Source organism: Streptomyces sp. NPDC028910, from assembly GCF_055564955.1.
Window position 1 is genome coordinate 163,770 of record NZ_JBVHVF010000013.1, and the last position, 21,906, is coordinate 185,675.

Here is a 21,906-nt window from a genome sequence, read left to right on the forward strand (position 1 = left end):
CCACCCGTGCGGCTGGAGTGTCAATGCGGGTGGGTGATCTGGCCCGGAAATGCCAGGAATGCGGTCCCTCCGAGTGGGTAGGGCTGCGGTGTTCCCCGGCGGCGTCCCACCCTTTTGCACCACTCTTGTGCCCCACTCGTGTGACCACGTCGTGTGCACCACGTCGTGTGCACCGCCCGTCTGACTCACCCTCATGCCCTCATGCCCGCACGCAGAAGGAGCGCCCGTAGATGGACGACCTGGCCAGGCTCGCCGCCCTGCACGGCATCGCCACCGCCTACCAGCCCGCCGCGGACGTGACCGTCCAGGTGCCGGAGACCACCGTGAAGACCGTCCTCGGGCTGCTCGGAGTGCTCACCGACACCCCCGAGGACATCCGGGCGCAGGCCGACGGCGCCGAGCGGGAGGAGGCCGGGCGACTGCTGCCGCGGACCCTGGTGCACTGGCAGGGGGACCACGCCCCGCCCGCGCCGCCGCCCGTCCTGTCCGCGCTGCCGCCCGGGACCCGGGTCCGGGTGGCGCTGGAGGACACCGGGGAGCACGTGCCGTGGGCCCCCGTACTGCCCCTCGGGGTCCACCGGGTGAGCGCCGAGGCGCCCGACGGGCGGACCGCCGAGGCGACCCTCGTCGTGGCCCCGCAGCGGGCCCCCGCCGCGCCCGAGCGGGCCCACGGGCTGCTCGTCCAGCTCTACTCCCTGCTCTCCGAGCGCTCCTGGGGCATGGGCGACCTCGGCGACCTCGCGGAACTCGCCCGCTGGGCCGGCCGGACCCACGGCGCCGGCTTCATCCAGGTCAACCCGCTGCACGCGGCCGTGCCCGGCACGCCGACCGACCCCTCCCCGTACCGGCCGTCCTCGCGCCGCTTCCCGGACCCGGTGCACCTGCGGATCGAGGACGTCCCGGAGTACGCCGACTGCGCCGACCGCGAGGCCCTCGCCGAACTGGCCGCCCAGGGCGCGGAGCTGCGCCGCGAGGTGCTGGAGAAGGGCGCGCTGATCGACCGGGACGCCGTCTGGGCCCTCAAGCGGGCCGCCCTGGAACTGCTCCACGCCGTCCCGCGCACGCCCGAACGCGAGTCCGCCTACGAGCGGTTCCGCGTGGAGCAGGGCCCGCCGCTGGACAAGCACGCCGCCTGGTGCGCGGCCGCGGCCGGGGAGGACCCCGGGGAGCGGACCGACTTCCACCGCTGGCTGGTGTGGCTGACGGACACCCAGCTTGCGGCCGCCCAGCGGGCCGCCCGGGAGGCCGGTATGGCCGTGGGCATCGTGCACGACCTCGCCGTCGGGGTGCACCCCGACGGCTCGGACGCGCGGACCACCTCCTTCCACGCCCGGCACATCTCGGTCGGGGCCCCGCCGGACGCCTTCAACGCGCGCGGCCAGGACTGGGGGCTGCCGCCGTGGCGCCCGGACGTCCTGGCCGCCAGCGGCTACGCCCCCTTCCGGGCCCTGCTGCGCGGGGTGTTCCGGTACGCCGGCGCGCTGCGGATCGACCACGTGATGGGCCTGTTCCGGCTCTGGTGGATCCCGGAGGGGGCGCCGCCCGCCGAGGGCACCTACGTCCGTTACGACGGCGAGGCCATGCTGGCGATCCTGGTCCTGGAGGCCCACCGGGCCGGCGCCCTGGTCATCGGCGAGGACCTCGGGACGGTGGAGCCGCGGGTCCGTCAGGAACTGGCCCGGCGCGGTGTGCTCGGCACCTCGGTGCTCTGGTTCGAGCGGGACTGGGCCGGCGACGGGAGCCCGCTCGCGCCGCAGGCCTGGCGGGCCGACTGCATGGCCACGGCCACCACCCACGACCTGCCGCCCTCGGCCGCCAAACTCGCCGGGGGCCACGTGGAACTGCGCGACCGGCTCGGCCTGCTGACCCGCCCGGCCGAGGAGGAGCGGGCGCAGGACGCGGCCGACACCGCCGAGTGGCTGGAGGTGCTGGACGCGCTGGGCCTGGAGACCAAGGGCGAGGAGGCCGCCGTACGGGCGCTGTACGGGTTCCTGCTGCGGACCCCCGCGCGGCTGGTCGGCGTATGGCTGCCGGACGCGGTGGGGGACCGGCGGCCGCAGAACCTGCCGGGCACCTGGGACCAGTACCCCAATTGGCGGCTGCCGCTCGCGGATGCCGGGGGGCGGCCGCTGACGCTGGAGGAGCTGGTCGCCTCGCCCCGGGCGAACGCCCTGCTGAGCGAGGTGGGGGAGGGCGTGCGGCCTCGTACGGCACCCCCGGGCGCGCGCCCCGTTTAGGTGTTCGCTACGTTTGCACCGTGGACAAGAAGAACGCTCTGCGCGCCGGCGCCGTCACGGCCGGAACGACGCTGATGATGCTGCTGATGACGTCTCCCGCCCTCGCGGTGACCCGCGACGACGGCGACGACCCGGGCCCGGGCCTGAGCATTGGCGAGACGCTCGGCCTGTACGTGGCCGCGCCGATCGTGCTGTTCCTGGTCATCGCGGGTCTCGTGATGGTCGGCGACAAGTCGCGCAAGGAGCAGCGTCAAGGCTGACTCGGCCTGATCCGGTCCGCCCCGCGGGGACGGACCCGCAGGACTTCCCGGGCGCCGGGGGTCCCCACCGCCGATTCGTTTCGGCCGTGAGGCGACCCCCGGCGCCTTGTCGTGTCCTCAGACGCCGGCCAGCAGCTTGCGGAGCAGGCCGGTGAGCAGGCCGACCTCCTCCTCGCTCAGCCCGGCGAGCGCGGCGCGCTGCACTTCCAGCCCGGCCGTGACGGCCTCGTCGATGAGCGCGAGGCCGCGGTCGGTGATCGTCACCTGGAGCCCCCGCCGGTCGTGCGGATCGGGCTTGCGGCAGAGCAGCCCGGCCTTCTCCAGCTTGTCCAGGCGCCCGGTCATGCCGCCCGTGGTGAGCATGAGCGTGGCGGACAGCTGACGGGGCGAGAGCGTGTAGGGGGCGCCCGAGCGGCGCAGGGTGGCCACCACGTCGAACTCCCCGCGCGAGATGCCGAAGCGCGCGTAGGTCTCTTCCATGGCGTCGCCCATGGCCTTGGTGATCCGGTAGATGCGTCCGAAGACGGCCATGGGGGCCGTGTCCAGGTCGGGCCGCACGGCGTACCACTGGGCCGTGATCGCGTCGACCGCGTCCTTGTCCTCACTCATGCGTGCAGTATCCGGCTTCTCGCAGATCGTTCGCAAGAAAGTTGCTTGACGCTAAGTAGCTTAGCGGTAAGCTACTTAGTAGCAAACCGGATCCGGGGGGAGAGGCCGTCATGGCGTGGTTCAGGGGGAAGACGGCGACAGCCGGGGACGCGAGGGTCGCGGGGGAGCGGTCGCTGCTCCTCGGCATCGGTATCAGCGCCGTCGGGATCGGCATGTACATCCCCTTCTCGCTCGTCTTCTTCCATCACGTCACCGGCCTCTCCTTCACCCTCGTCGGCCTGGTCCTGACGGTCACCGGAGTGGCCGGGCTGGCGTTCATGCCACTGGCCGGCTCGGCCGTCGACCGGTTCGGCGCCAGGAGGGTCAACCTGGTGCTCTACGGGATACGGGCGCTCGGCTTCGCCCTCTTCCCCTTCGCGAGCTCCCTGCCCGCCTTCGCGGCCGTCGCCCTCGTCACCGCGCTCGCCGACCGCTCCTTCGGCGTCGTACAGCAGTCACTGATCGGCGAGGTGGCGCGGGGCGCCGCCCGCGACCGGCTCCAGGCGTCCACCCGGGCCCTGCAGAACGCCGGGATGGGCGCGGGGGCCCTGCTCGTCTCCGGAGTGCTGGCGCTGTGGGGGACCGGCGCGTTCACGTACACCGCCTGGGGCAATTCGCTGGCCTTCGCCCTCGCCGGACTGCTCGTCAGCCGGGTCCGTCCGGTCCGCGACGCCGGGACGGTGACCGGGACCGGGACCGGGACCGGGACCGGGACCGGGACCGAGTACGCGTCTCCTTCTCCTTCTCCTTCTACGTCCGCGTCCGCGTCCGGCAAGCGGGCGCCCGCCGGGTACCGGATGGTCCTGCGCGACCGCCCCTTCCTCGGGCTCACCGCCGCCAACTTCCTCACCGCGCTGGGCTACTCCGCCCTCTCCGTCCTCTTCCCGCTCTACCTCTCCACCTGGCTGATGGCCCCCGACTCCCTCACCGGAGCCGCCTTCACCGTCAACACCGCCCTGTGCGCCGGGATCGGCGTGCTGATCGCGGGCCGGGTCCGCCGCTCCGGCGCCCGCCGCACCCGCTCGGCCGCCCTCGGCGCCCTGCTCTTCGCCGCCGCCTTCGTCGGGCAGATCGCGCTGGGCACGCTGCGCCCCGGCCAGAGCGTGACCCTGGTCGCCCTGCTGGTCATCGTCGTCGTCTACACCCTCGGCGAGCTGGTGCACAGCCCCTCCGGCGGCGCCCTGTCCGTCTCCGCCGCCCCCGAGGCCGTCCGCGGCCGGTACCTGGCCACCTACCAGTTGTCCTACTCGCTGGCCACCGCGCTCGCCCCCTCCCTCTTCACCGCCCTGCTCGCCGTCGACGGCCGGCTGCCCTGGGCCGTCCTCACCGTTGCCGCGCTCGGCGCCGCCCTGGCGCTGCTCAGGCTGGAGCGGCACCTTCCGGCCGAGGCCGTGCACGCCGAGCCGCCGGTCGCGGTCGCGGCCGCCGCGCGCCGGCCGGCCGCCACCACGGCCTGAAGCACGCCCGCCTGAGGCTCGCCCGCCGGAGGCACGCCCGCCTGAAGACCGAACCGCCGGAAGACCGAACCGCCGGACCCGCCTGCCTTCCTCACCCGATCGAGGAGCCATCGCCATGAAGCGCTTCGCCACCGTCGCCCTGACCGCCCTCGCCCCCATCTCCTGGGGCTCGACCTACGCCGTGGCCACCGAGCTGCTGCCGCCCGACCGGCCGTTGTTCACCGGGGTCATGCGGGCCCTGCCCGCCGGGCTGCTGCTGACCGCCCTGGCCCGCACCCTGCCCAAGGGCGCGTGGTGGTGGAAGTCGGCCGTCCTCGGCACCCTCAACATCGGCGCCTTCTTCCCGCTGCTGTTCCTCTCCGCCTACCGGCTGCCCGGCGGTGTCGCGGCCGTGCTGGGCGCCGCCGGCCCGCTGTTCGTCGTAGGACTCGCCGCACTCGTCCTCGGGGAGCGGGCGAGCCTGCGCACCGTACTGGCCGCCGTCGTGGGGGCGTTCGGCGTGAGCATGGTCGTCCTCACCGCCGAGGCCCGACTCGACCTGGTCGGCGTCGTCGCCGGTGTGATCTCCTCCGCCTCCATGGGCGCCGGTACCGTCATGACCAAGCGCTGGGGCCGCCCCGAAGGCGTCGGCCCGCTCGCGATGACCGGCTGGCAGCTCACCGCGGGCGGGCTGTTCATCATCCCGGTCGCCGCCCTCGTCGAGGGAGCTCCGCCCGCCCTCGACGGCAGGGCCTTCCTCGGCTACGGCTACATGATGCTGATCAACACCGGGATCGCGTACTGGCTCTGGTTCCGCGGCATCGGACAGCTCACCGCCACCTCGGTCACGCTGCTGGGCCCGCTCTCCCCGCTCACCGCCGCCGTCATCGGCTGGGCCGCCCTCGGGCAGGCGCTGTCGCCCGTACAGCTCGTGGGCATGGCGATCGCCTTCGGGGCCACCGTCGCCGGTCAGCTGGCTGCCGCCCGCTCCGCGCGGCCCTCGGAATCGTTCAGTTCCACTGAACAGATCGATCAAAACATTTCGATGGACCTGACTGATGAGCGGATGCGACGGTAAGTCCCACGACCTCGACCGACCCCGAGGGGGAGACACACAGTGGCCGTCATGGACCGCGCCCGTACCGTTTCGCAAACCGAGCCCGGCACCACGGGGAAGAAGGGGGCCGCCGGGCTCGGCGTCCTCCTCGCCCTGCTCGCGACGGTCGTCTGGTCCGGCAGCTTCGTCGCCACCCGCGGGATGGCCGAGACCGTCCCGCCCGTCCAGGCGGTCTTCTGGCGCTGGATCATCGCCCTGATCGCCGTCGCCCCCTTCGCCGCCCGCCAGGCCTGGCAGCAGCGGGCCCTGATCCGGCGGCACCTGGGCTTCATCGCCCTGGCCTCGCTGTTCGGCGTCGCCCTCTACAACACGCTCGTGCACCAGGCCGGACTGACCACCTCCGCCTCCAACATGGGCATGATCATGGCCGCCTCGCCGGTCATCATGGCGCTCTACGCCCGCCTCGGCGGCGAACGGCTCGGCGCCCGGCGGACCTTCGGGATGCTGCTCGCCGCTTTCGGGGTGCTGCTGCTCGTCGGGGACGGCTCGATCGGCTTCGACTTCGGCGCCGGCGACCTGTGGATGTTCGCCGCGGCCCTCTCCTTCGCCACGTACAGCGCCCTGCTGCGGCGCAAGCCCGCCGAACTGGGCGGACTGGCCTTCCTGATCAGCACCTTCGTGCTCGGCGCGGTGATGCTGGCACCCGCCTACGCCGTCTCCGTCTCCGTCCAGGGCGGCTTCGAGATCACCGCCGGGACGGTCGGACCGCTGCTGTACGTCGGGGTGTTCTCCTCGGCCGTTGCCTTCTTCGCCTGGAACAAGGCCATCTCGGTCATCGGCGCGGCCCGCGCCGGAGTCGTCTACTACCTCCAGCCGGTGTGCGTCGCGGGGCTCGGCCTCCTGCTGCTGGGCGAGCGGACCGGACCGGCGCAGCTGCTCTGCATGGCGCTGATCCTCGGCGGAGTCGGGCTGGGCAGTGCCCGGCGGTAGGTTCGGCCCCATGACCGAGTGGGACATCAAGAAGCTGCGGATCCTGCGGACCCTCGCCGAGCGGGGGACCGTGACCGCGACGGCCGAGGCGCTGCACATGACGCCCTCGGCCGTTTCGCAGCAGCTGACGAACCTCGCCCGGCAGCTGGGTGTGGTGCTGCTGGAGGCAGAGGGCCGGCGGGTCCGCCTCACCCACGCGGCCCACCTCGTACTGCGGCACGCGGAGGCGGTGTTCGCCGAGCTGGAGCGGGCCGACGCGGAGCTGGCCGGATATCTCGCCGGGGACGCGGGGGAGGTCCGGGTCGGCGCCTTCTCCACCGCCGTGCCGGCGCTCGTGGTCCCGGCGGTGGCGGCGCTGCGCACGACCCACCCGGGGGTGGAGGTCCGGGTCCGGGAGACCGAGGCCGCCGAGTCCTACGAGCTCCTGTCGGCCGGGGGCGTCGACCTGGCGCTGTCGCTGGCGGCCCATGCGCCGACCGCGCGCGATGCCCGGTTCACCCGGGTGACGCTCCTGGAGGACCCGCTGGACGTGGCGCTCCCGCCGGGCCATCCGCTGGCGGCCGCGCCGGGCCTGCGGCTGGCGGACCTGTCCGGGGCCCCGTGGATCTACGGGGGCAGCGGCCCGTGGCAGGAGATCGCCCGCACCGCCTGCGAGGCGGCGGGCTTCGTACCGGAGCAGGCGCACTCGGCGTCCGGCTGGACGGCGATCCTCGCCATGGTCGAGGCGGGGATGGGGGTGGCGCTGGTCCCGCGCATGGTGTCGAGCCGGGCCTCGGGGGTGGCGGTGCGGGTCCTGGCCCACGACCGGCCCACCCGGCACGTGATCGCGGCGGTCCGCCGCGGCGCCGAGGCCGCGCCCGCGGTGTCCCACGTCCTGACGGCCCTGCGAGCCGTAGCCGCCGACCGCCACCGATAGCTGCGGCGCTCCGCCGCAGCTGGGGCTCCGCCCCAGACCCCGCGCCTCAAACGCCGGCGAGGCTGGAAGCTTCAGCCTCGCCGGCGTTTGAGGCGCGGGGGTTCGGGGGCTGGCCCCCGAGAAGCGGCGCCGCACCCGCGGGACGAGCTTGGTCCCGCGGGTGCGGGCGGAGCCCGGGATCCCCTAGACCCGAGCGGCAGCGGCCGCGTCGGCCGCCTGAGCCTTCAGCGCGCGCTCCACGCCCGCGCGCGACTCCAGGACCAGCCGCCGCAGGGCCGCGTTCGGCTCGGCCGAGGCCAGCCAGGCGTCCGTCGCGGCCAGCGTCTCCGGCGAGACCTGGAGGGACGGGTACAGCCCCACCGCGATCTGCTGGGCGATCTCGTGGCTGCGGGTCTCCCAGACCTCCTTGACCGCCGCGAAGTACTTCGCGGTGTACGGGGCCAGCAGCTCGCGCTGGTCGGTCTGGACGAAGCCGCCGATCACGGCCTCCTGCACCGCGTTGGGCAGATCGGCGGACTCCACCACCGAGGCCCAGGCCGCGGCCTTGGCCTCCGCCGTCGGCCGCGCCGCCCGCGCGGTCGCCGCGTGGCGTTCGCCGGCCGCCGTCGGGTCGCGCCGCAGCTCGGCCGCGATGGCCTCCTCCCCGGCGACCCCCGTCGCGGCGAGCCGCTCCAGGAACGTCCACCGCAGCTCGGTGTCGACGGCCAGGCCCTCGATCACGGCCGAGCCGTCCAGCAGCGCCGACAGGTAGGTCAGCTGCCCCTCGGTGCGGGCGGTGGCCGCGAAGGCCCGCGCCCACGCCAGCTGGTGGTCGCTGCCCGGCTCCGCCGCACGCAGCCGCTCCAGCGTGGCCTCGGTCCAGGCCGCCAGGCCATGCTCCCGCCACGCCGGGTCGGCGTACAGGTCGATGGCCAGCTTCACCTGCCGGTGCAGCGACTGGACGACGCCGATGTCGGTCTCCTTGCCGATGCCGGAGAGGACCAGCGCGAGGTAGTCGCGGGTGGCGAGCTCGCCGTCACGCGTCATGTCCCAGGCCGAGGCCCAGCACAGCGCGCGCGGCAGGGACTGCGTGAAGTCGCCGATGTGCGCCGTGACCGTGGCGAGGGACTCCTCGTCCAGCCGGACCTTCGCGTACGACAGGTCGTCGTCGTTCAGCAGGACGACCGCCGGGCGCGCGCGGCCCACGAGCTCCGGCACCGCCGTCAGCGCGCCGTCGATGTCCAGCTCGATCCGGTCGGTGCGCACGAGGGCGCCGTCCTGGAGGTCGTACAGGCCGACCGCGATCCGGTGCGGGCGCAGGGTCGAGGCGCCCTTGGCGCCGACGGGCAGCGCGGGCGCCTCCTGGTGGACGCCGAAGGCGGTGATCAGACCGTCCGCACCGGTGCTGATCTCCGGGCGCAGGACGTTGATGCCGGCCGTCTCCAGCCACGCCTTCGACCACGCGGTCAGGTCGCGGCCCGAGGTCTCCTCCAGGGCGCCGAGCAGGTCGGACAGGCGCGTGTTCCCGAACGCGTGCGCCTTGAAGTACGCCTGCACGCCCTTGAAGAAGGCGTCCGTGCCGACGTAGGCGACCAGCTGCTTGAGCACCGAGGCGCCCTTGGCGTACGTGATGCCGTCGAAGTTGACCATGACGTCGTCGAGGTCACGGATGTCCGCCATGATCGGGTGCGTGGACGGCAGCTGGTCCTGCCGGTACGCCCAGGTCTTCATGGAGTTGGCGAAGGTCGTCCACGCCTGCGGCCACTTCGTGCCCTCGGCGGACGCCTGGCAGGCGATCGACGTGTAGGTCGCGAAGGACTCGTTCAGCCACAGGTCGTTCCACCACTCCATGGTGACGAGGTCGCCGAACCACATGTGCGCGAGCTCGTGCAGGATGGTCTCGGCGCGCCCCTCGTACGCCGCGTCCGTCACCTTCGAGCGGAAGACGTACTGGTCGCGGATGGTGACCGCGCCCGCGTTCTCCATGGCGCCCGCGTTGAACTCCGGGACGAAGAGCTGGTCGTACTTGGCGAAGGGGTAGTCGTACGCGAACTTCTCCTGGAACCAGTCGAAGCCCTGCCGCGTCACGTCGAAGATCGCGTCCGCGTCGAGGAACTCGGCGAGCGAGGGCCGGCAGTAGATGCCGAGCGGTACGGACTGGCCGTCCGGGCCCTCGTACGAGCTGTGCACCGCGTGGTACGGGCCGGCGATCAGCGCCGTGACGTACGAGGAGATGCGCGGGGTCGGCTCGAAGCGCCAGACGTTGTCCTTGACGTCCGCCGCATCTGCCCCCTCGGGAACGTCCCGTGGCGAGTTCGAGATGACCGTCCAGCCCTCGGGGGCCGTCACGGTGAACTGGAACGTCGCCTTCAGGTCGGGCTGCTCGAAGCTGGCGAAGACCCGCCGCGCGTCCGGCACCTCGAACTGGGTGTAGAGATAAGCCTGCTGGTCGACCGGGTCCACGAAGCGGTGCAGGCCCTCACCGGTGTTGGTGTACGCGCAGTCCGCGACGACCCGGAGCTCGTTGGCCCCGGCCGCCAGGTGGTCCAGGGCGATCCGGGAGTCCCGGAAGACCGCCGCGACGTCGAGCGACTCGCCGTTCAGGACGACCTCGTGCACGGTCGGTGCGACCAGGTCGATGAAGGTCTCGGCCCCGGCCTCGGCCGACTGGAAGCGCACGGTGGTCACGGACGGGTAGGTGCCACCCTCCTGCGCACCGCTGAGATCGAGTTCGATCTCGTAGGAGTCGACGGTGAGCAGCTTTGCCCGCTGCTGAGCCTCTTCACGGGTGAGATTCGTGCCTGGCACGCGGTCATCTCCTTCGATGGTTACGTTCCGGCCCATCTTTCCACGGGCCCGGGCCGGCCGGGCGGGAGTGATCCACAGGCGAGTGCCACCCTCCGGCCGGTTCGGTAGCACAGCCGGTCCTACCACGGTAGGATTGACGGTATGAAGATCAGCGTGAGCTTGCCGCAGGAGGATGTCGCCTTCGTCGACGAGTACGTGACCAGAACGGATGCCGACTCGCGCTCGGCCGTGATACACGAAGCGATCGACCTGCTGCGTGCCGCGAAACTGGAAGCCGAGTACGCCGCGGCCTTCGCCGAGTGGGACACGGATGAGGACGCGGCCCTCTGGGACCGGACGGCCGGAGACGGGGTCACCGATGAGGCGTGGTGACATCTACCTCGTGGACCTCGAGCCCGCGCGGGGCAGCGAGGCCGACAAGGTCCGGCCGGCCGTGATCGTGTCGCACAACGCCGCCAACGAGTCGGTGGTGCGCAATGGCCGAGGGGTCGTCACGGTGGTGCCCCTGACGTCGAACACGGCCCGTGTCTTCACGTTCCAGGTCTTCCTGCCGGCAGCCGATTGCGGCATGCCGAAGGACTCGAAGGCGCAGTGCGAGCAGGTCCGCGCGGTCGCCGCGGAGCGCCTGCGCAGGCGGGTGGGCCTGGTGCCGCGCCAGCGTATGGCGGAGATCGACGTCGCGCTGCGGAGGCATCTCGCGCTGTGAGCGACGCGAAAGGGGCGGCACCGTGACGGTGCCGCCCCTCTCAGTCGTGCGAGCGGGATCAGCCGCGCAGCTCCTCGGCCACCAGCTCCGCGATCTGGACCGCGTTCAGGGCCGCGCCCTTGCGGAGGTTGTCGTTCGAGAGGAACAGCGCGAGGCCGTTCTCCACCGTCTCGTCGACGCGGATGCGGCCCACGTACGAGGCGTCCTTGCCGGCGGCCTGGAGAGGGGTCGGGATCTCGGACAGCTCCACGCCCGGGGCGTCCTTCAGCAGCTCGTAGGCGCGCTCGACGCTGATCGGGCGGTCGAAACGGGCGTTGATCTGGAGGGAGTGGCCGGAGAAGACCGGCACGCGCACGCAGGTGCCCGAGACGCGCAGCTCCGGGATCTCCAGGATCTTGCGGGACTCGTTGCGGAGCTTCTGCTCCTCGTCCGTCTCGTGCGAACCGTCGTCCACGATCGAGCCCGCGAGCGGCAGCACGTTGAAGGCGATCGGCCGCCGGTAGACCGCCGGCTCCGGGAACGCGAAGGCCTCGCCGTCGTGGGCCAGCTCCGTGGCCCGCGCGGCCACGGCCTGGACCTGGCCGTCGAGCTCGGCGACACCGGCCAGGCCCGAGCCGGACACGGCCTGGTAGGTGGTGGCGATCAGCGCGGACAGGCCGGCCTCTTCGTGCAGCGGGCGCAGCACCGGCATCGCGGCCATGGTGGTGCAGTTCGGGTTCGCGATGATGCCCTTGGGGCGGTTCTTGATCGCGTGCGGGTTGACCTCGGAGACCACGAGGGGGACCTCGGGGTCCTTGCGCCAGGCGGAGGAGTTGTCGATCACGACGGCGCCCTGCGAGGCGACCTTCTCGGCCAGGGCCCGGGAGGTGGCGCCGCCCGCGGAGAAGAGCACGATGTCCAGGCCCGAGTAGTCGGCCGTGGAGGCGTCCTCGATGGTGATCTCCCGGCCCTCCCACTCAAGGGTGGAGCCCGCGGAACGGGCCGAGGCGAACAGCCGCAGCTCGTCCACCGGGAACTTCCGCTCGGCGAGGATGCCGCGCATGACTCCGCCGACCTGTCCGGTGGCTCCGACGATTCCGACCCTCACGGTGACTCCTTTGGTACGTACGACGCGGGCGCGCGCGTTTAAGCCATCATGCGTTCGACCCCACGAGTCTTGTCCAATCCATTGTCCGAGGAACGGACGGTGTCCCGGAGGTGAACGCGTCCGACGCGTCCGCGGCGGGCCTGGCGCAGGGCCCCTGAACGGCCGTTTTGCCAGGTCAGCGCCGGTCAAGGGCGGAACTCGCGCCCGGAAAGGCCGAAGGGCCGGTGCTCCGGGGAGCACCGGCCCTTCGGTCGCGTACGAGTCGCGTACTACGGGAGGACCTTCTCGATCTGCACGCTGCCGGTGCCGGCGGCGGTGCCGCGGGCGTTGAGCAGCTGGACCTGGCCGAAGAACTGACGGCCCTCGGGGGCCGGGCTGCTGACCAGGACGTTCGCCGAGACCTGCGCGGTGGCGCCGTTGGCGAGGTTCACCGCGGCGGCCTCGTCGACCTGGACGGAGCCCAGGGCGGCCGAGAAGAACACGTCGCGGTAGTCGTAGGTGGTGGAACCGGCCGGGACCGCGTAGCCGATCACCTTGACGGTGTAGGTGCCCGCGGCCGGGTTCACCAGGCTCACGGCCTCCTCGGAGTCGCCGTCGGCGGCGGAGCCGACCTTGACGCCGTCCTTGTAGACCTCCAGGTCGAGGTCGGCGCCGGTGTCGGACACCTTGCCGATCGCGACGTCGAGGCGCGAGGTGCCCTCGGCGACCGTGACCTCGGTCGTGTGGGTCTCACCGTTCGCGATGGTCGGCTTGGCGACCTTCGCGGAGCCGAGCGGACCGCCCTGGAGCTTGCCGCCGGTGATGGCCGCGGCCTCGTTCTTGACGCTCCACTGGACCGGAGCCGGGGTGCCCTGCTTCACCTCGGGCAGGACCTTGACCGCCGGGTCGAAGGCCGCGCCGAGCACGGAGACGTCCAGCTTGAACGGGTTGTCGAGCAGCGGCGACGTACGGCGCGACTCGACCTCGATCTCCCAGACGCCCGGCTGCGGCTCGGGGTACGAGCGCACGTCGGGGCGGCAGGTGTTGGCCGGGTTGTCGTAGTTCGGGTAGCAGTTGACCGTGGAGGTGGGGTCGACCGGCACACCGTACGGGTGGATCGCGATGAAGCGCGTCTGGCTGTCGGCCGCGAGACCACTGAGGGCGACCTCAAGGCTCTTGGCGCCCTGCGGGACGGTCACGAAGTACGACTTGTGGCTGTTGCGCTGCACGGAGGAGCTCTGCGACAGCGTGAAGGACGGCGAGGCCAGCGGGGCCGCCGCGACCACCGTGGTCAGGATCTGCTTGTCGATGCCCTCGGTGTTCTCGTCGTCCAGCTGCAGGATGCCGCTGTGCACGCCGGCCGACGTGGCGTTGGCCTCGACCTTGATGGTGACGGGCTTGTTCAGCGGCAGGGTGACGTAGTCGTAGCCGCCGAGGACCTTGAAGGTGCCGTCGCTGTTGCGCCAGCTCAGGTTGTGCCGGGTGCCGTACTTGACGCCCGTGGTGCGGGTGACGACGACGTTGTAGACCTTCTTCTGGCCGACCTTGAGGCCGCCCTCGCGGTCGTACAGGCCGGCGCCGAAGCCCGGGGTCTTGAGGAACTGGTCGATCGCGGTGTCGACCGGCGCCTTGACGGTGAACTCCTCGGCCTTCGCGTCGCGCTGGATGGACTCCCACGCGCCGGCGACGTCGATCAGACCCGCGCCCTGGGCGTGTGCCGGGACGTTGTCGATCTTCTTCGCGGTGCTGGTGAGCGCGATGCGCAGGGCGGCCGGGGTCAGCTTGATGTTCTGCTGCTTCGCGGCCGAGATCAGCAGGGCGCTGGTGCCCGCCGCCTGCGGCGAGGACATCGAGGTGCCCTGGAGCATGCCGTAGCCGGCCGGCAGGCTGTAACCGGCCTCCTTCACGGGCTGACCGGGCACCCAGGTCTGGATGGTGTTGATCGAGGCGCCGGGGGCGGTGATGGTCGGCGTGAAGCCGCCGTCCTCACGCGGACCGCGCGAGGAGAAGGGGAACATGTTGTACTTCGTGGCCACGCCGGAGCCGTAGTTGGCGGCCCAGGTCTCCTTGGAGACCGCGGCGCCCACGGAGATGACCTTGTCCGCGAGGGAGGGGTCGCCGATGGTGTTGACGCCCGGGCCCGAGTTGCCGGCCGAGATGACCAGCTGGACGCCGTAGGTGTCGATGAGGTTCCGGTACAGCTCCGAGCGGGCGTTGTTGCCGTCGTTCAGCGCCGGGAGACCACCGATGGACATGTTGACGATGTCCACACCGCGGTTGACGACGAGGTCGATCATGCCCTCGGTCAGCGCGATGTTGGTGCAGCCGCCGGACCAGGAGCAGGCGCGCGAGGAGACGAGCTTCGCGCCGGGCGCCGCGCCGTTCATCTTGCCGCCGAAGAGGCTGTTGGCGGCGGTGATGCCGGCGACGTGCGTGCCGTGCTCGGACTCGATGATGCCGACGTTGACGAAGTCGGCCTTCTTGCCGACCCAGTCGCCGCCCAGCGGGTCCATCGGGACGTCCTTGCGGATCTCGATCACGAACGGGATGCGCTCGGCGACCTCGGTCGCCGGGTTGTCCGTGCCGAAGTAGCCGATCTGGTAGCCGTCCTTGTACGGCTTCATCGGCTCGTTGTTCGTGAAGTCGCCGTCCTGGTCGGTGTCGACGCGGACGGTGCCGGCGGCGGCGTCGTAGAGCATGCCGAACCGGTCGGTGGTGTCCCCGTCCCGGTTGACGTCGCCCTTCATGTCACCGTTGGCGGTGATCGACTCGCTGAAGCGGCTCCACTGGAAGCTGCCCTCCGGGGCCTTCCAGCTCTGGCCGCCCGCGGTGAAGGTGCCGCCGGCGGCGGTGACCGGGGTGATCTGCGCGCGCCAGGTGGCGTCGCCGTCGGTGATCGGGTCGGTGGCCGTCACCCAGTCGACGATCTTGCGCTCGCCGGTGGTGGTCTTCTGCAGGGCCGGGTGACCGAGGTCGACACCCGAGTCCATGATGCCGATGGTCACGCCGCGGCCGTCGGCCTGCGGGTGCTGCTCCACGAAATCAACGGCACCGGTCTCGAAGGACGGGTTGTACGGGTTCTTCGCCGGGGTGTTCTTGTCCGGCGCCGCGTAGGTCTCGGCCGCGGTCCGCTTGACCGCACCGGTCTCCCGGTCGGCGTCGGGGCGCGGGTCCGGCCGCTGGATCTCGTGCCGCAGGTCGATGCCGTGCACCGAGGACAGCTTGACGGCCGCCTTCAGCGCGGCCTCCGCCTTGCCGGTGGGCAGAGTGGCGCGCACGTAACCGAGCTTGTCGTACGTCTGGCCCACCGAGGCGCCCTGGACGGCGCCGAGCTGGTCGGCCACCTGCTTGGTCTGGCCGGGGGCGGTCGCGACCATGACGGTGACGTTCGCGTCACCCTTGGCCTTGGCCTCCCGCAGAAGCTCGGCGTCGGCCGAACCGAGCTTCTGGTCAGCCGACTTGACGGCCGGCTTGGTTCCCGGGTCGTCGGCTCCGGTCGCGGCGAAGACGGGCGCGGAGCCGGTGGCCGCGAGGGCGGCGACCAGGCCGGCCGCGGCCGCGACGCGCGCGACGCGTCTGGCCCCGGGTATGGAGCTGGGGGATTCGAGGGTCATCAGCATCCCTGTTAGTGAAAGAAACGGTCCGCATTTCGGTGCCGGATGACCGGTCAGCCTGTCGTAAGTGACAGCCGTTTGGGAACGGTTGTCATTGACCGAGACCTGCCATGGCGGACACCCGCCAGCGCGAGGTATGCGCCAGTGCGGCCGTACCGGGGCACAATGGGGCCAAACACAGGGGCTGAAGAGTTGACTTGTCGACTTGGTGGCTATGCGTCAGCACCGGAACGCGGTCGCGTCCCGGTGCGGGTGTGACGGATTTCGAGCGATCAGCGCTCGCGCGTGCGCGCGTAGTGGCGCGAGGCCTTCGCGCGGTTTCCGCAGGCGGCCATCGAGCACCAACGACGGGTGCCGTTGCGCGAGACGTCGTGGAAATGCAGGACGCACGTCTCCGAGGCGCACTTGCGGATCCGGTCGGGCGTGGTGCTCAGCAGCTCCAGGTAGTCCCGGGCGGCCGTCCAGGCCGGACCCCAGGCCGGGTCGTCGAACTCGGCCCGCTCGCCCGGACCTTCAAAGGTCAGGGTGGCACGGATGCGGCCGTGCTCCAGGACGGCGTCGACCAGGGCGCGGGCGCTCTCGTCGGCCGGGTCCGTCACCGCGCGGGCCAGTGCCTCGCGCGCGGTCAGCAGGTGGACGAGGGTCGGGGCGTCGGCGCGGAAGCGGTCGGCCAGACCGGTGCTCTCCAGCCAGATGGCGAGCCCCTCGACCCGGGTCAGCCCGAAAGCCCCCGCGAAGAGGTCGGTGATCTCACCCTCCCGCACCCAGCGCGTGTTCAGCAGGTCCAGCGAGACCGGCTCCCCGGTCAGGGGCCGTGGATCCGTCGCCGTCATGTCCGCCTCCTCGCGCTACTAACCCCTCAAGAATACGTGAGCGGTTGACGCGCTCATGCCTAACCACTAATCTAGATTTAGAAGGTTAGACATCAGGCACCTCTGGGGAAGGCACTGCCATGACCACTGCCATCAGCACTGCCATCAGCACGCTCCGTACCGGCCACGTGGGCCTCAACGTCACCGATGTGGACCGCTCGCTCGCCTTCTACCGGGACGTCCTCGGCTTCCAGGTCCTCGGCGAGGGCAAGGAAGAGGGGCGTCGCCACGCCTTCCTCGGCCAGGACGGCGAGCTGGTCCTCACCCTCTGGCAGCAGGCCGAGGGCGCGTACGCCCCGGCCGCGGCCGGACTGCACCACCTGGCGTTCACCGCCGCCGCCATCGAGGAGGTACGGGAGTACGAGGCGCGGCTGCGCGGCCTGGGCGTCGAGTTCGCCTACGAGGGGGTCGTCGCCCACGGCGAGGGAGCGGCCTCCGGCGGCATCTTCTTCCGCGACCCCGACGGGACCCGCCTGGAGATCTCCGTACCGACCGGGGCCGAGGGCGCGCCCGCTCCTGCCGCATCCGCGCCGACCTGCGGCTTCTTCTAATGCCGGGGCCTGCGATGTCCGGGGCGTACCACTGGGGCCCGCTGGCCGTGCAGGACCGGGTCGGCGTACGGGAGCTCGCCGAGCACGTCGGCCGCTCGATCGGCACGGGGATCCGGGACGTCGCCGCGGCCTTCCTGGGGCTCCAGCCGCACCTGGTGGTCGCAGCCGCCGACGGCGCGGGGCGGATGTGGGCGAGCCTGCTCACCGGTGCGCCCGGTTTCGTACGGGCCACCGGGCCGGACCGGATCGCGGTCGCCGGCGGTCCCGCGGCGGGCGACCCGCTCACCGAGGCGCTCGCCACGGCCGGGACCCGGGTCGGGACCATCGCGCTCGACCCGCGCACGCGGCGCCGGATGCGGCTGAACGGAACCGTCGAGGTGACGCCGGGAGGCTTCGCCGTCGAGGCCGAGCAGGTCTTCGCCAACTGCCCGAAGTACCTGCAGAAGCGGCAGCCGCTGGAGCGGGCCGCGCACGGAGCGGGTGTCGTACGGCGGGGCCATGCGCTCACCCCCGAACAGGAGCGGGCCGTCCGCGGCGCCGACACCTTCTTCGTCGCCACCACGGCGGAGGCGGACGGGGCCGACGCCAGTCACCGGGGCGGGCTGCCGGGCTTCGTGGAGGTGCTCTCGCCGACCGAGCTGGCCTGGCCGGACTACGCGGGCAACGCCATGTTCCTGACCCTGGGGAACCTGACGGCCGATCCGCGGGCCGGGCTGCTCTTCCCGGACTGGGAGAGCGGGGCCGTCCTCCAGCTCAGCGGCCGGGCCCGGACGGAGTTCGGGGCCGACGGAGCCCGCCGCACCCGCTTCCGGGTGGAGTCGGTGGTGGAGAGCGTCCATCCGGGGCGGCTGCTCTGGAGCACCCCGGAGTACTCGCCTCACCTGGGAAGTACCACCAGATAGGCGGCGGGTTCGCGGTCGCCGGAGGCCGTCAGGGCGGTCCGGACGACCGCGGCCTGCTGCTCGGGCCAGTCGCGGAGCTTGCGCGGGGTGATGTGGATGACGGTCACCCCGAGCCGCTCCAGCGTCTCCCGCTTGCGCACGCACTCGGACCACTGCTCGTCCTCCCCCTGACGCGGGGCGCGGGTGTCGATCTCCACGGCCACGGAGTGCTCGGGCCAGTACGCGTCGACCCCGCCGAGGTGCGGGCCGCCGGGCAGCCGAAGGTCCACGTTCCAGACGGGGTCGGGCAGGTCGTAGCCCCGTACGAGGTGGTACAGCCGGTCCTCGGCGATGGCGCGCCCCTCGGCGAGGAGCGACTCGACCGCGTCGACCACGTGCGGCCGGTTCAGCAGCCGGGCCACCGTCAGCTCCCGTACGACGGCGGCCGGTTCGCAGTGCCCGGCGCGGACGGCCTCGCTGAGCAGGCGGCGTACGGTGCCGGCGTCGGAGAGCTGGGCGACGGCGTCGGCGACGGCCCGCGCGACGGGCGCCACCGGCAGCCCGGTCACCTCCTGGGGCCGGGGCGGAGTGTGCGACCTGACGATCCGCACCTCTCCGGTGGACCGCAGCCGCCGGGTGCCGGGCACGAGTACGTCGATGTGCGAGAGGGCGAGCAGCGCCGGGGTGGAGCTGAACCGGTACAGGGCGAGCGCCGCCAGCCCGGTGATCATGGCCTCGCCCGCGCCGCGCCGGCCCGCGTACAGCAGTGCGGCGTGCAGCCGCTCCTCGCTGGTCGCGGGCCCCGAGTGGAGCAGGAAGACCCCGGGCAGGATCTGCTGCCAGGGCCGCTCGGCGGCGTCGGACGCGGTGACGCCGTGCTCGCGCAGCTGGGCGAGGGTCAGCACGCGGGGGCGGCTGCCGGTGAGGTGGGCGAGGGGGAGGGGTGCGTTGTGGTTCATGACGCGGTGATTCCCTCAGGCCATGGCCTTGCTAACCCCTGTTACACGCCCGTCGGCAAATCGGGACAAGCCGGGGCTAAAGTACGGGCGTTCGACTGCCGATGGGGTGCGCCGGTGAGTGTGCCGGCGCGGCGCCGCTGCCGGGGGCGCTGCCCCCGGCCCCCCGCGCCTCAATCGCCGGCGGGGCTGAAATTGCCGGCGTTTGAGGCGCGGGCGCGGAGCGCCGTGTTTTTGAGGCGCGGGGGTGTCGGGGGCAGCGCCCCCGACACCCCCGCGCCGTGGGCTAGTTGGCCGACGCCTCGTCGCAGCGCTGCGCGGCAAGGGCTCGCGCCAGGTCGTCGCGGGACTCGACGACCAGGCGGCGCAGGGCCGGCGGAGCCGAAGGGTGCGACGAGAGCCAGGCGTCCGTGGCTGCCAGCGTCGGCTCCGGGTCCTGGAGCGCCGGGTACAGCCCCTTCACCACGTCCATCGCGATCTGGATCGACCGGTCCGCCCACACCCGCTCGATCACCTCGAAGTAGCGCTCCGCGTAGGCCGCCAGCAGGTCCCGCTGCGAAGCCTGCTGCATGCCCGCGATCGTCGCCTCCACCAGCGCGTTGGACAGCGCGTCGGACTCGACCACCGCCGCCCACGCCTGGTCCTTCACCGCCCGCGACGGCCGCGCCGCCAGGCACCGCACCTGGTGCCGCTTGCCCGACGCCGTGTCGTCGCGCGCCAGTTCGGCGGCGAGCACGCCCTCGTCCACCGCCCCGTGCGCGGCCAGCGGCAGCAGGAAGTCCCAGCGCAGCTCCTGGTCCACCTCCAGCCCGTCGATCCGCGCCGACCCGTCCAGCAGCCCGAGCAGCAGCTGGAAGTCGCCCTCCGTCGCCGCGCTCGCCGCGAAGAAGCGGGCCCACGTCAGCTGGTGCTCCGATCCCGCCTCCGCCAGCCGCAGTTCGTGCAGCGCCCCCGCCGCCAGCTCCCGGCCGCCCTGCTCGCGCCAGTCCGGCGTCGCGTAGTGGGTGACCGAGGTCAGCGCCTGCGCGTGCAGCATCTGCAGGACGCCGACGTCCGTCTCCCGGCCCGCGTGCGCCAGTACCAGCGAGACGAAGTCGCGCGCCGGCATCAGGCCGTCCCGCGTCAGGTTCCACAGCGCCGACCAGCTCAGCGCCCGCGCGAGGGGATCCGTCAGGTCACCCAGGTGCGCCCGCAGCGTGGCCAGCGAGCCCTCGTCGAAGCGGATCTTGCAGTAGGTGAGGTCCTCGTCGTTGACCAGCACCAGGTCGGGCCGCTCCCGGCCCGCCAGCTCCTCGACCACGGTCCGCACGCCCGACACGTCCACCCCGGCCCGCGCGTAGCGGACCAGGGTCCCGTCGGACTCCAGCCGGTACAGGCCGACCGCGACCCGGTGCGGGCGTAGCTCGTCACCTTCCTGCATCACCGCCAGCTCGGTCACCCGCCCGCCCGCGTCACAGGTCACCACCGGGGTCAGCACGTTCACGCCCGCCGTCTGCAGCCAGGCCCGCGACCACTCGGCCATGTCCCGCCCGGAGACCTCCGCGAGCACCGACAGCAGGTCGTCCAGCGTCGTGTTCCCGTACGCGTTGGCCTTGAAGTAGCGCCGCGCGCCCTCCAGGAACGCCTCCCGGCCCACGTACGCCACGAGCTGCTTCAGCACCGCCGCGCCCTTGGCGTAGGTGATGCCGTCGAAGTTCAGCTTGGCGTCCTCCAGGTCACGGATGTCGGCCGTGATCGGGTGCGTGGACGGCAGCTGGTCGGCGCGGTAGGCCCACGCCTTGCGGCTGTTGGCGAAGGTGACCCACGCCTGGTCGAAACGGGTGGCCTCGACCAGCCCGAAGGAGCCCATGAAGTCCGCGAAGGACTCCTTCAGCCACAGGTCGTCCCACCACCTCATGGTGACGAGGTCGCCGAACCACATGTGGGCCATCTCGTGCAGGATGACGTTCGCGCGCCGCTCGTACGAAGCCTGCGTGACCTTGCCGCGGAAGATGTACTCCTCCCGGAAGGTGACCATCCCCGGGTTCTCCATCGCGCCCAGGTTGTACTCCGGCACGAAGGCCTGGTCGTACTTGCCGAAGGGGTACGGGTAGTCGAAGATCTCGTGGAAGAGGTCGAAGCCCTGCTTGGTGACGAGGAAGACGTCGTCCGCGTCGAAGTGCTTCGCCAGCCCCTTGCGGCACATCGCGCCCAGCGGGATGGTCAGGTCCCCGCGCGTGTAGGAGTCCGTCACGTAGTGGTAGGGCCCCGCCACCACGCACGTGATGTACGTGGAGATCGGCGCGGTCTCGGCGAACCGCCAGACACCGGCCTCACGCGACTGCTCCGCGCCGTTGCTCCACACCTGCCAGCCCTCGGGTGCGGCCACCTCGAAGCGGTACGGCGCCTTCAGGTCCGGCTGCTCGAAGTTCGCGTACACCCGCCGTGCGTCGGCCGGCTCGTACTGGGTGTAGAGGTAGACCTCGCCGTCCTCCGGGTCCACGAAGCGGTGCATGCCCTCGCCCGTCCGGCTGTACGCGCAGTTCGCGTCCACCACCAGGACGTTCTCGGCGGCGAGGCCGTCCAGCGCGATCCGCGCCCCGTCGAAGACGGCGGCCACGTCCAGGGCGCGCCCGTTCAGGGTCACGGAGTTCACGGAAGGCGCGATCAGGTCCGCGAAGGTGGAGCTGCCGGTGGCCGCGGCCCGGAAACGGATCGTCGTCACCGAGCGGAAGGTCCGGGGACCCTCGGCCGGTTCGGCCTCGTCCACCGCGGACCTGAGGTCGAGGACCACCTCGTACCCGTCGACGGACAGCAGTTCGGCCCGTTCGCGGGCCTCGTCGCGGGACAGATTCTCTCCGGGCACGTGCACTCCTTCGTGCGTGATCGCGTTCTTGTGTCGAATCCTCGCACGAGGGAATGCGCGTGCCTCCGTCCTGGTTGGCGAGAC

General features: G+C 72.1%; 17 protein-coding genes. 10 read left to right on the plus strand and 7 right to left on the minus strand.

Annotated features, from left to right (window positions below):
* The first annotated feature begins 230 nt into the window (after positions 1-230).
* Entirely contained in the window at positions 231-2,237 is a 2,007-nt protein-coding gene (locus ACZ4TV_RS18175; RefSeq protein WP_468135662.1) for a 4-alpha-glucanotransferase, read from the plus strand.
* Between the two features lie 20 nt (positions 2,238-2,257).
* Positions 2,258-2,497 carry a hypothetical protein gene (locus tag ACZ4TV_RS18180; protein WP_468135663.1) on the plus strand — a complete coding sequence of 80 codons (240 nt, stop codon included), beginning with the start codon at positions 2,258-2,260 and terminating at the stop codon, positions 2,495-2,497.
* Positions 2,498-2,614: 117 nt separating this feature from the next.
* Here the strand turns inward: ACZ4TV_RS18180 and ACZ4TV_RS18185 are convergent, their stop codons facing one another.
* On the minus strand, positions 2,615-3,106 hold the full coding sequence (locus ACZ4TV_RS18185) for a MarR family winged helix-turn-helix transcriptional regulator (protein WP_468135664.1): 492 nt from the start codon (positions 3,104-3,106) through the stop codon (positions 2,615-2,617).
* A 110-nt stretch (positions 3,107-3,216) separates the two neighbouring features.
* Here ACZ4TV_RS18185 and ACZ4TV_RS18190 point away from each other — a divergent pair, with 110 nt between their 5' ends.
* From ACZ4TV_RS18190 to ACZ4TV_RS18205, 4 genes are all read left to right on the plus strand, one after another.
* Entirely contained in the window at positions 3,217-4,602 is a 1,386-nt protein-coding gene (locus tag ACZ4TV_RS18190) for an MFS transporter (RefSeq protein ID WP_468135665.1), read from the plus strand.
* 115 nt (positions 4,603-4,717) lie between these two features.
* Entirely contained in the window at positions 4,718-5,659 is a 942-nt protein-coding gene (locus tag ACZ4TV_RS18195; protein WP_468135666.1) for an EamA family transporter, read from the plus strand.
* Positions 5,660-5,707: 48 nt separating this feature from the next.
* Positions 5,708-6,628 (plus strand): DMT family transporter, encoded by a 921-nt coding sequence (locus ACZ4TV_RS18200; RefSeq protein WP_468135667.1) that lies wholly within the window; start codon positions 5,708-5,710, stop codon positions 6,626-6,628.
* Between the two features lie 10 nt (positions 6,629-6,638).
* A complete protein-coding gene (locus ACZ4TV_RS18205; RefSeq protein WP_468135668.1) occupies positions 6,639-7,544 on the plus strand; it encodes a LysR family transcriptional regulator in 906 nt (301 codons plus the stop codon).
* 183 nt (positions 7,545-7,727) lie between these two features.
* On the opposite strand, the gene pepN (ACZ4TV_RS18210) is transcribed toward ACZ4TV_RS18205, so the two are convergent.
* The gene (gene pepN / locus ACZ4TV_RS18210) at positions 7,728-10,331 is read right to left on the minus strand and encodes an aminopeptidase N (RefSeq protein WP_468135669.1); all 2,604 of its coding nucleotides are present in this window, start codon (positions 10,329-10,331) and stop codon (positions 7,728-7,730) included.
* Between the two features lie 141 nt (positions 10,332-10,472).
* On the opposite strand from pepN (ACZ4TV_RS18210), the gene ACZ4TV_RS18215 reads away from it, so the two are divergent.
* Positions 10,473-10,703 (plus strand): ribbon-helix-helix domain-containing protein, encoded by a 231-nt coding sequence (locus tag ACZ4TV_RS18215; protein WP_468135670.1) that lies wholly within the window; start codon positions 10,473-10,475, stop codon positions 10,701-10,703.
* Positions 10,690-11,037 carry a type II toxin-antitoxin system PemK/MazF family toxin gene (locus ACZ4TV_RS18220; RefSeq protein WP_468135671.1) on the plus strand — a complete coding sequence of 116 codons (348 nt, stop codon included), beginning with the start codon at positions 10,690-10,692 and terminating at the stop codon, positions 11,035-11,037. Before ACZ4TV_RS18215 ends, ACZ4TV_RS18220 begins: the two co-directional genes overlap by 14 nt.
* A 58-nt stretch (positions 11,038-11,095) precedes the next feature.
* Here ACZ4TV_RS18220 and ACZ4TV_RS18225 read toward each other — a convergent pair whose 3' ends face one another.
* From ACZ4TV_RS18225 to ACZ4TV_RS18235, 3 genes are all read right to left on the minus strand, one after another.
* On the minus strand, positions 11,096-12,124 hold the full coding sequence (locus tag ACZ4TV_RS18225) for an aspartate-semialdehyde dehydrogenase (RefSeq protein WP_468135672.1): 1,029 nt from the start codon (positions 12,122-12,124) through the stop codon (positions 11,096-11,098).
* Positions 12,125-12,393: 269 nt separating this feature from the next.
* Positions 12,394-15,717: a S8 family serine peptidase gene (locus ACZ4TV_RS18230; RefSeq protein WP_468135673.1), complete on the minus strand. Its 3,324-nt coding sequence runs from the start codon at positions 15,715-15,717 to the stop codon at positions 12,394-12,396.
* A gap of 272 nt (positions 15,718-15,989) precedes the next feature.
* Positions 15,990-16,550 carry a CGNR zinc finger domain-containing protein gene (locus ACZ4TV_RS18235; RefSeq protein WP_468135674.1) on the minus strand — a complete coding sequence of 187 codons (561 nt, stop codon included), beginning with the start codon at positions 16,548-16,550 and terminating at the stop codon, positions 15,990-15,992.
* A 119-nt stretch (positions 16,551-16,669) separates the two neighbouring features.
* Here ACZ4TV_RS18235 and ACZ4TV_RS18240 point away from each other — a divergent pair, with 119 nt between their 5' ends.
* The gene (locus ACZ4TV_RS18240; RefSeq protein WP_468135675.1) at positions 16,670-17,140 is read left to right on the plus strand and encodes a VOC family protein; all 471 of its coding nucleotides are present in this window, start codon (positions 16,670-16,672) and stop codon (positions 17,138-17,140) included.
* Between the two features lie 14 nt (positions 17,141-17,154).
* Positions 17,155-18,042 (plus strand): pyridoxamine 5'-phosphate oxidase family protein, encoded by an 888-nt coding sequence (locus ACZ4TV_RS18245; protein WP_468135676.1) that lies wholly within the window; start codon positions 17,155-17,157, stop codon positions 18,040-18,042.
* On the opposite strand, the gene ACZ4TV_RS18250 is transcribed toward ACZ4TV_RS18245, so the two are convergent.
* Together ACZ4TV_RS18250 and pepN (ACZ4TV_RS18255) are read right to left on the minus strand one after the other, a co-directional pair.
* Positions 18,018-18,980 (minus strand): hypothetical protein, encoded by a 963-nt coding sequence (locus ACZ4TV_RS18250; protein WP_468135677.1) that lies wholly within the window; start codon positions 18,978-18,980, stop codon positions 18,018-18,020. The two genes, ACZ4TV_RS18245 and ACZ4TV_RS18250, sit on opposite strands and share 25 nt — an antisense overlap.
* A gap of 283 nt (positions 18,981-19,263) precedes the next feature.
* Positions 19,264-21,822, minus strand: coding sequence for an aminopeptidase N (pepN, locus tag ACZ4TV_RS18255; protein ID WP_468135678.1), 2,559 nt, complete (start codon positions 21,820-21,822; stop codon positions 19,264-19,266).
* Positions 21,823-21,906: the final 84 nt, after the last annotated feature.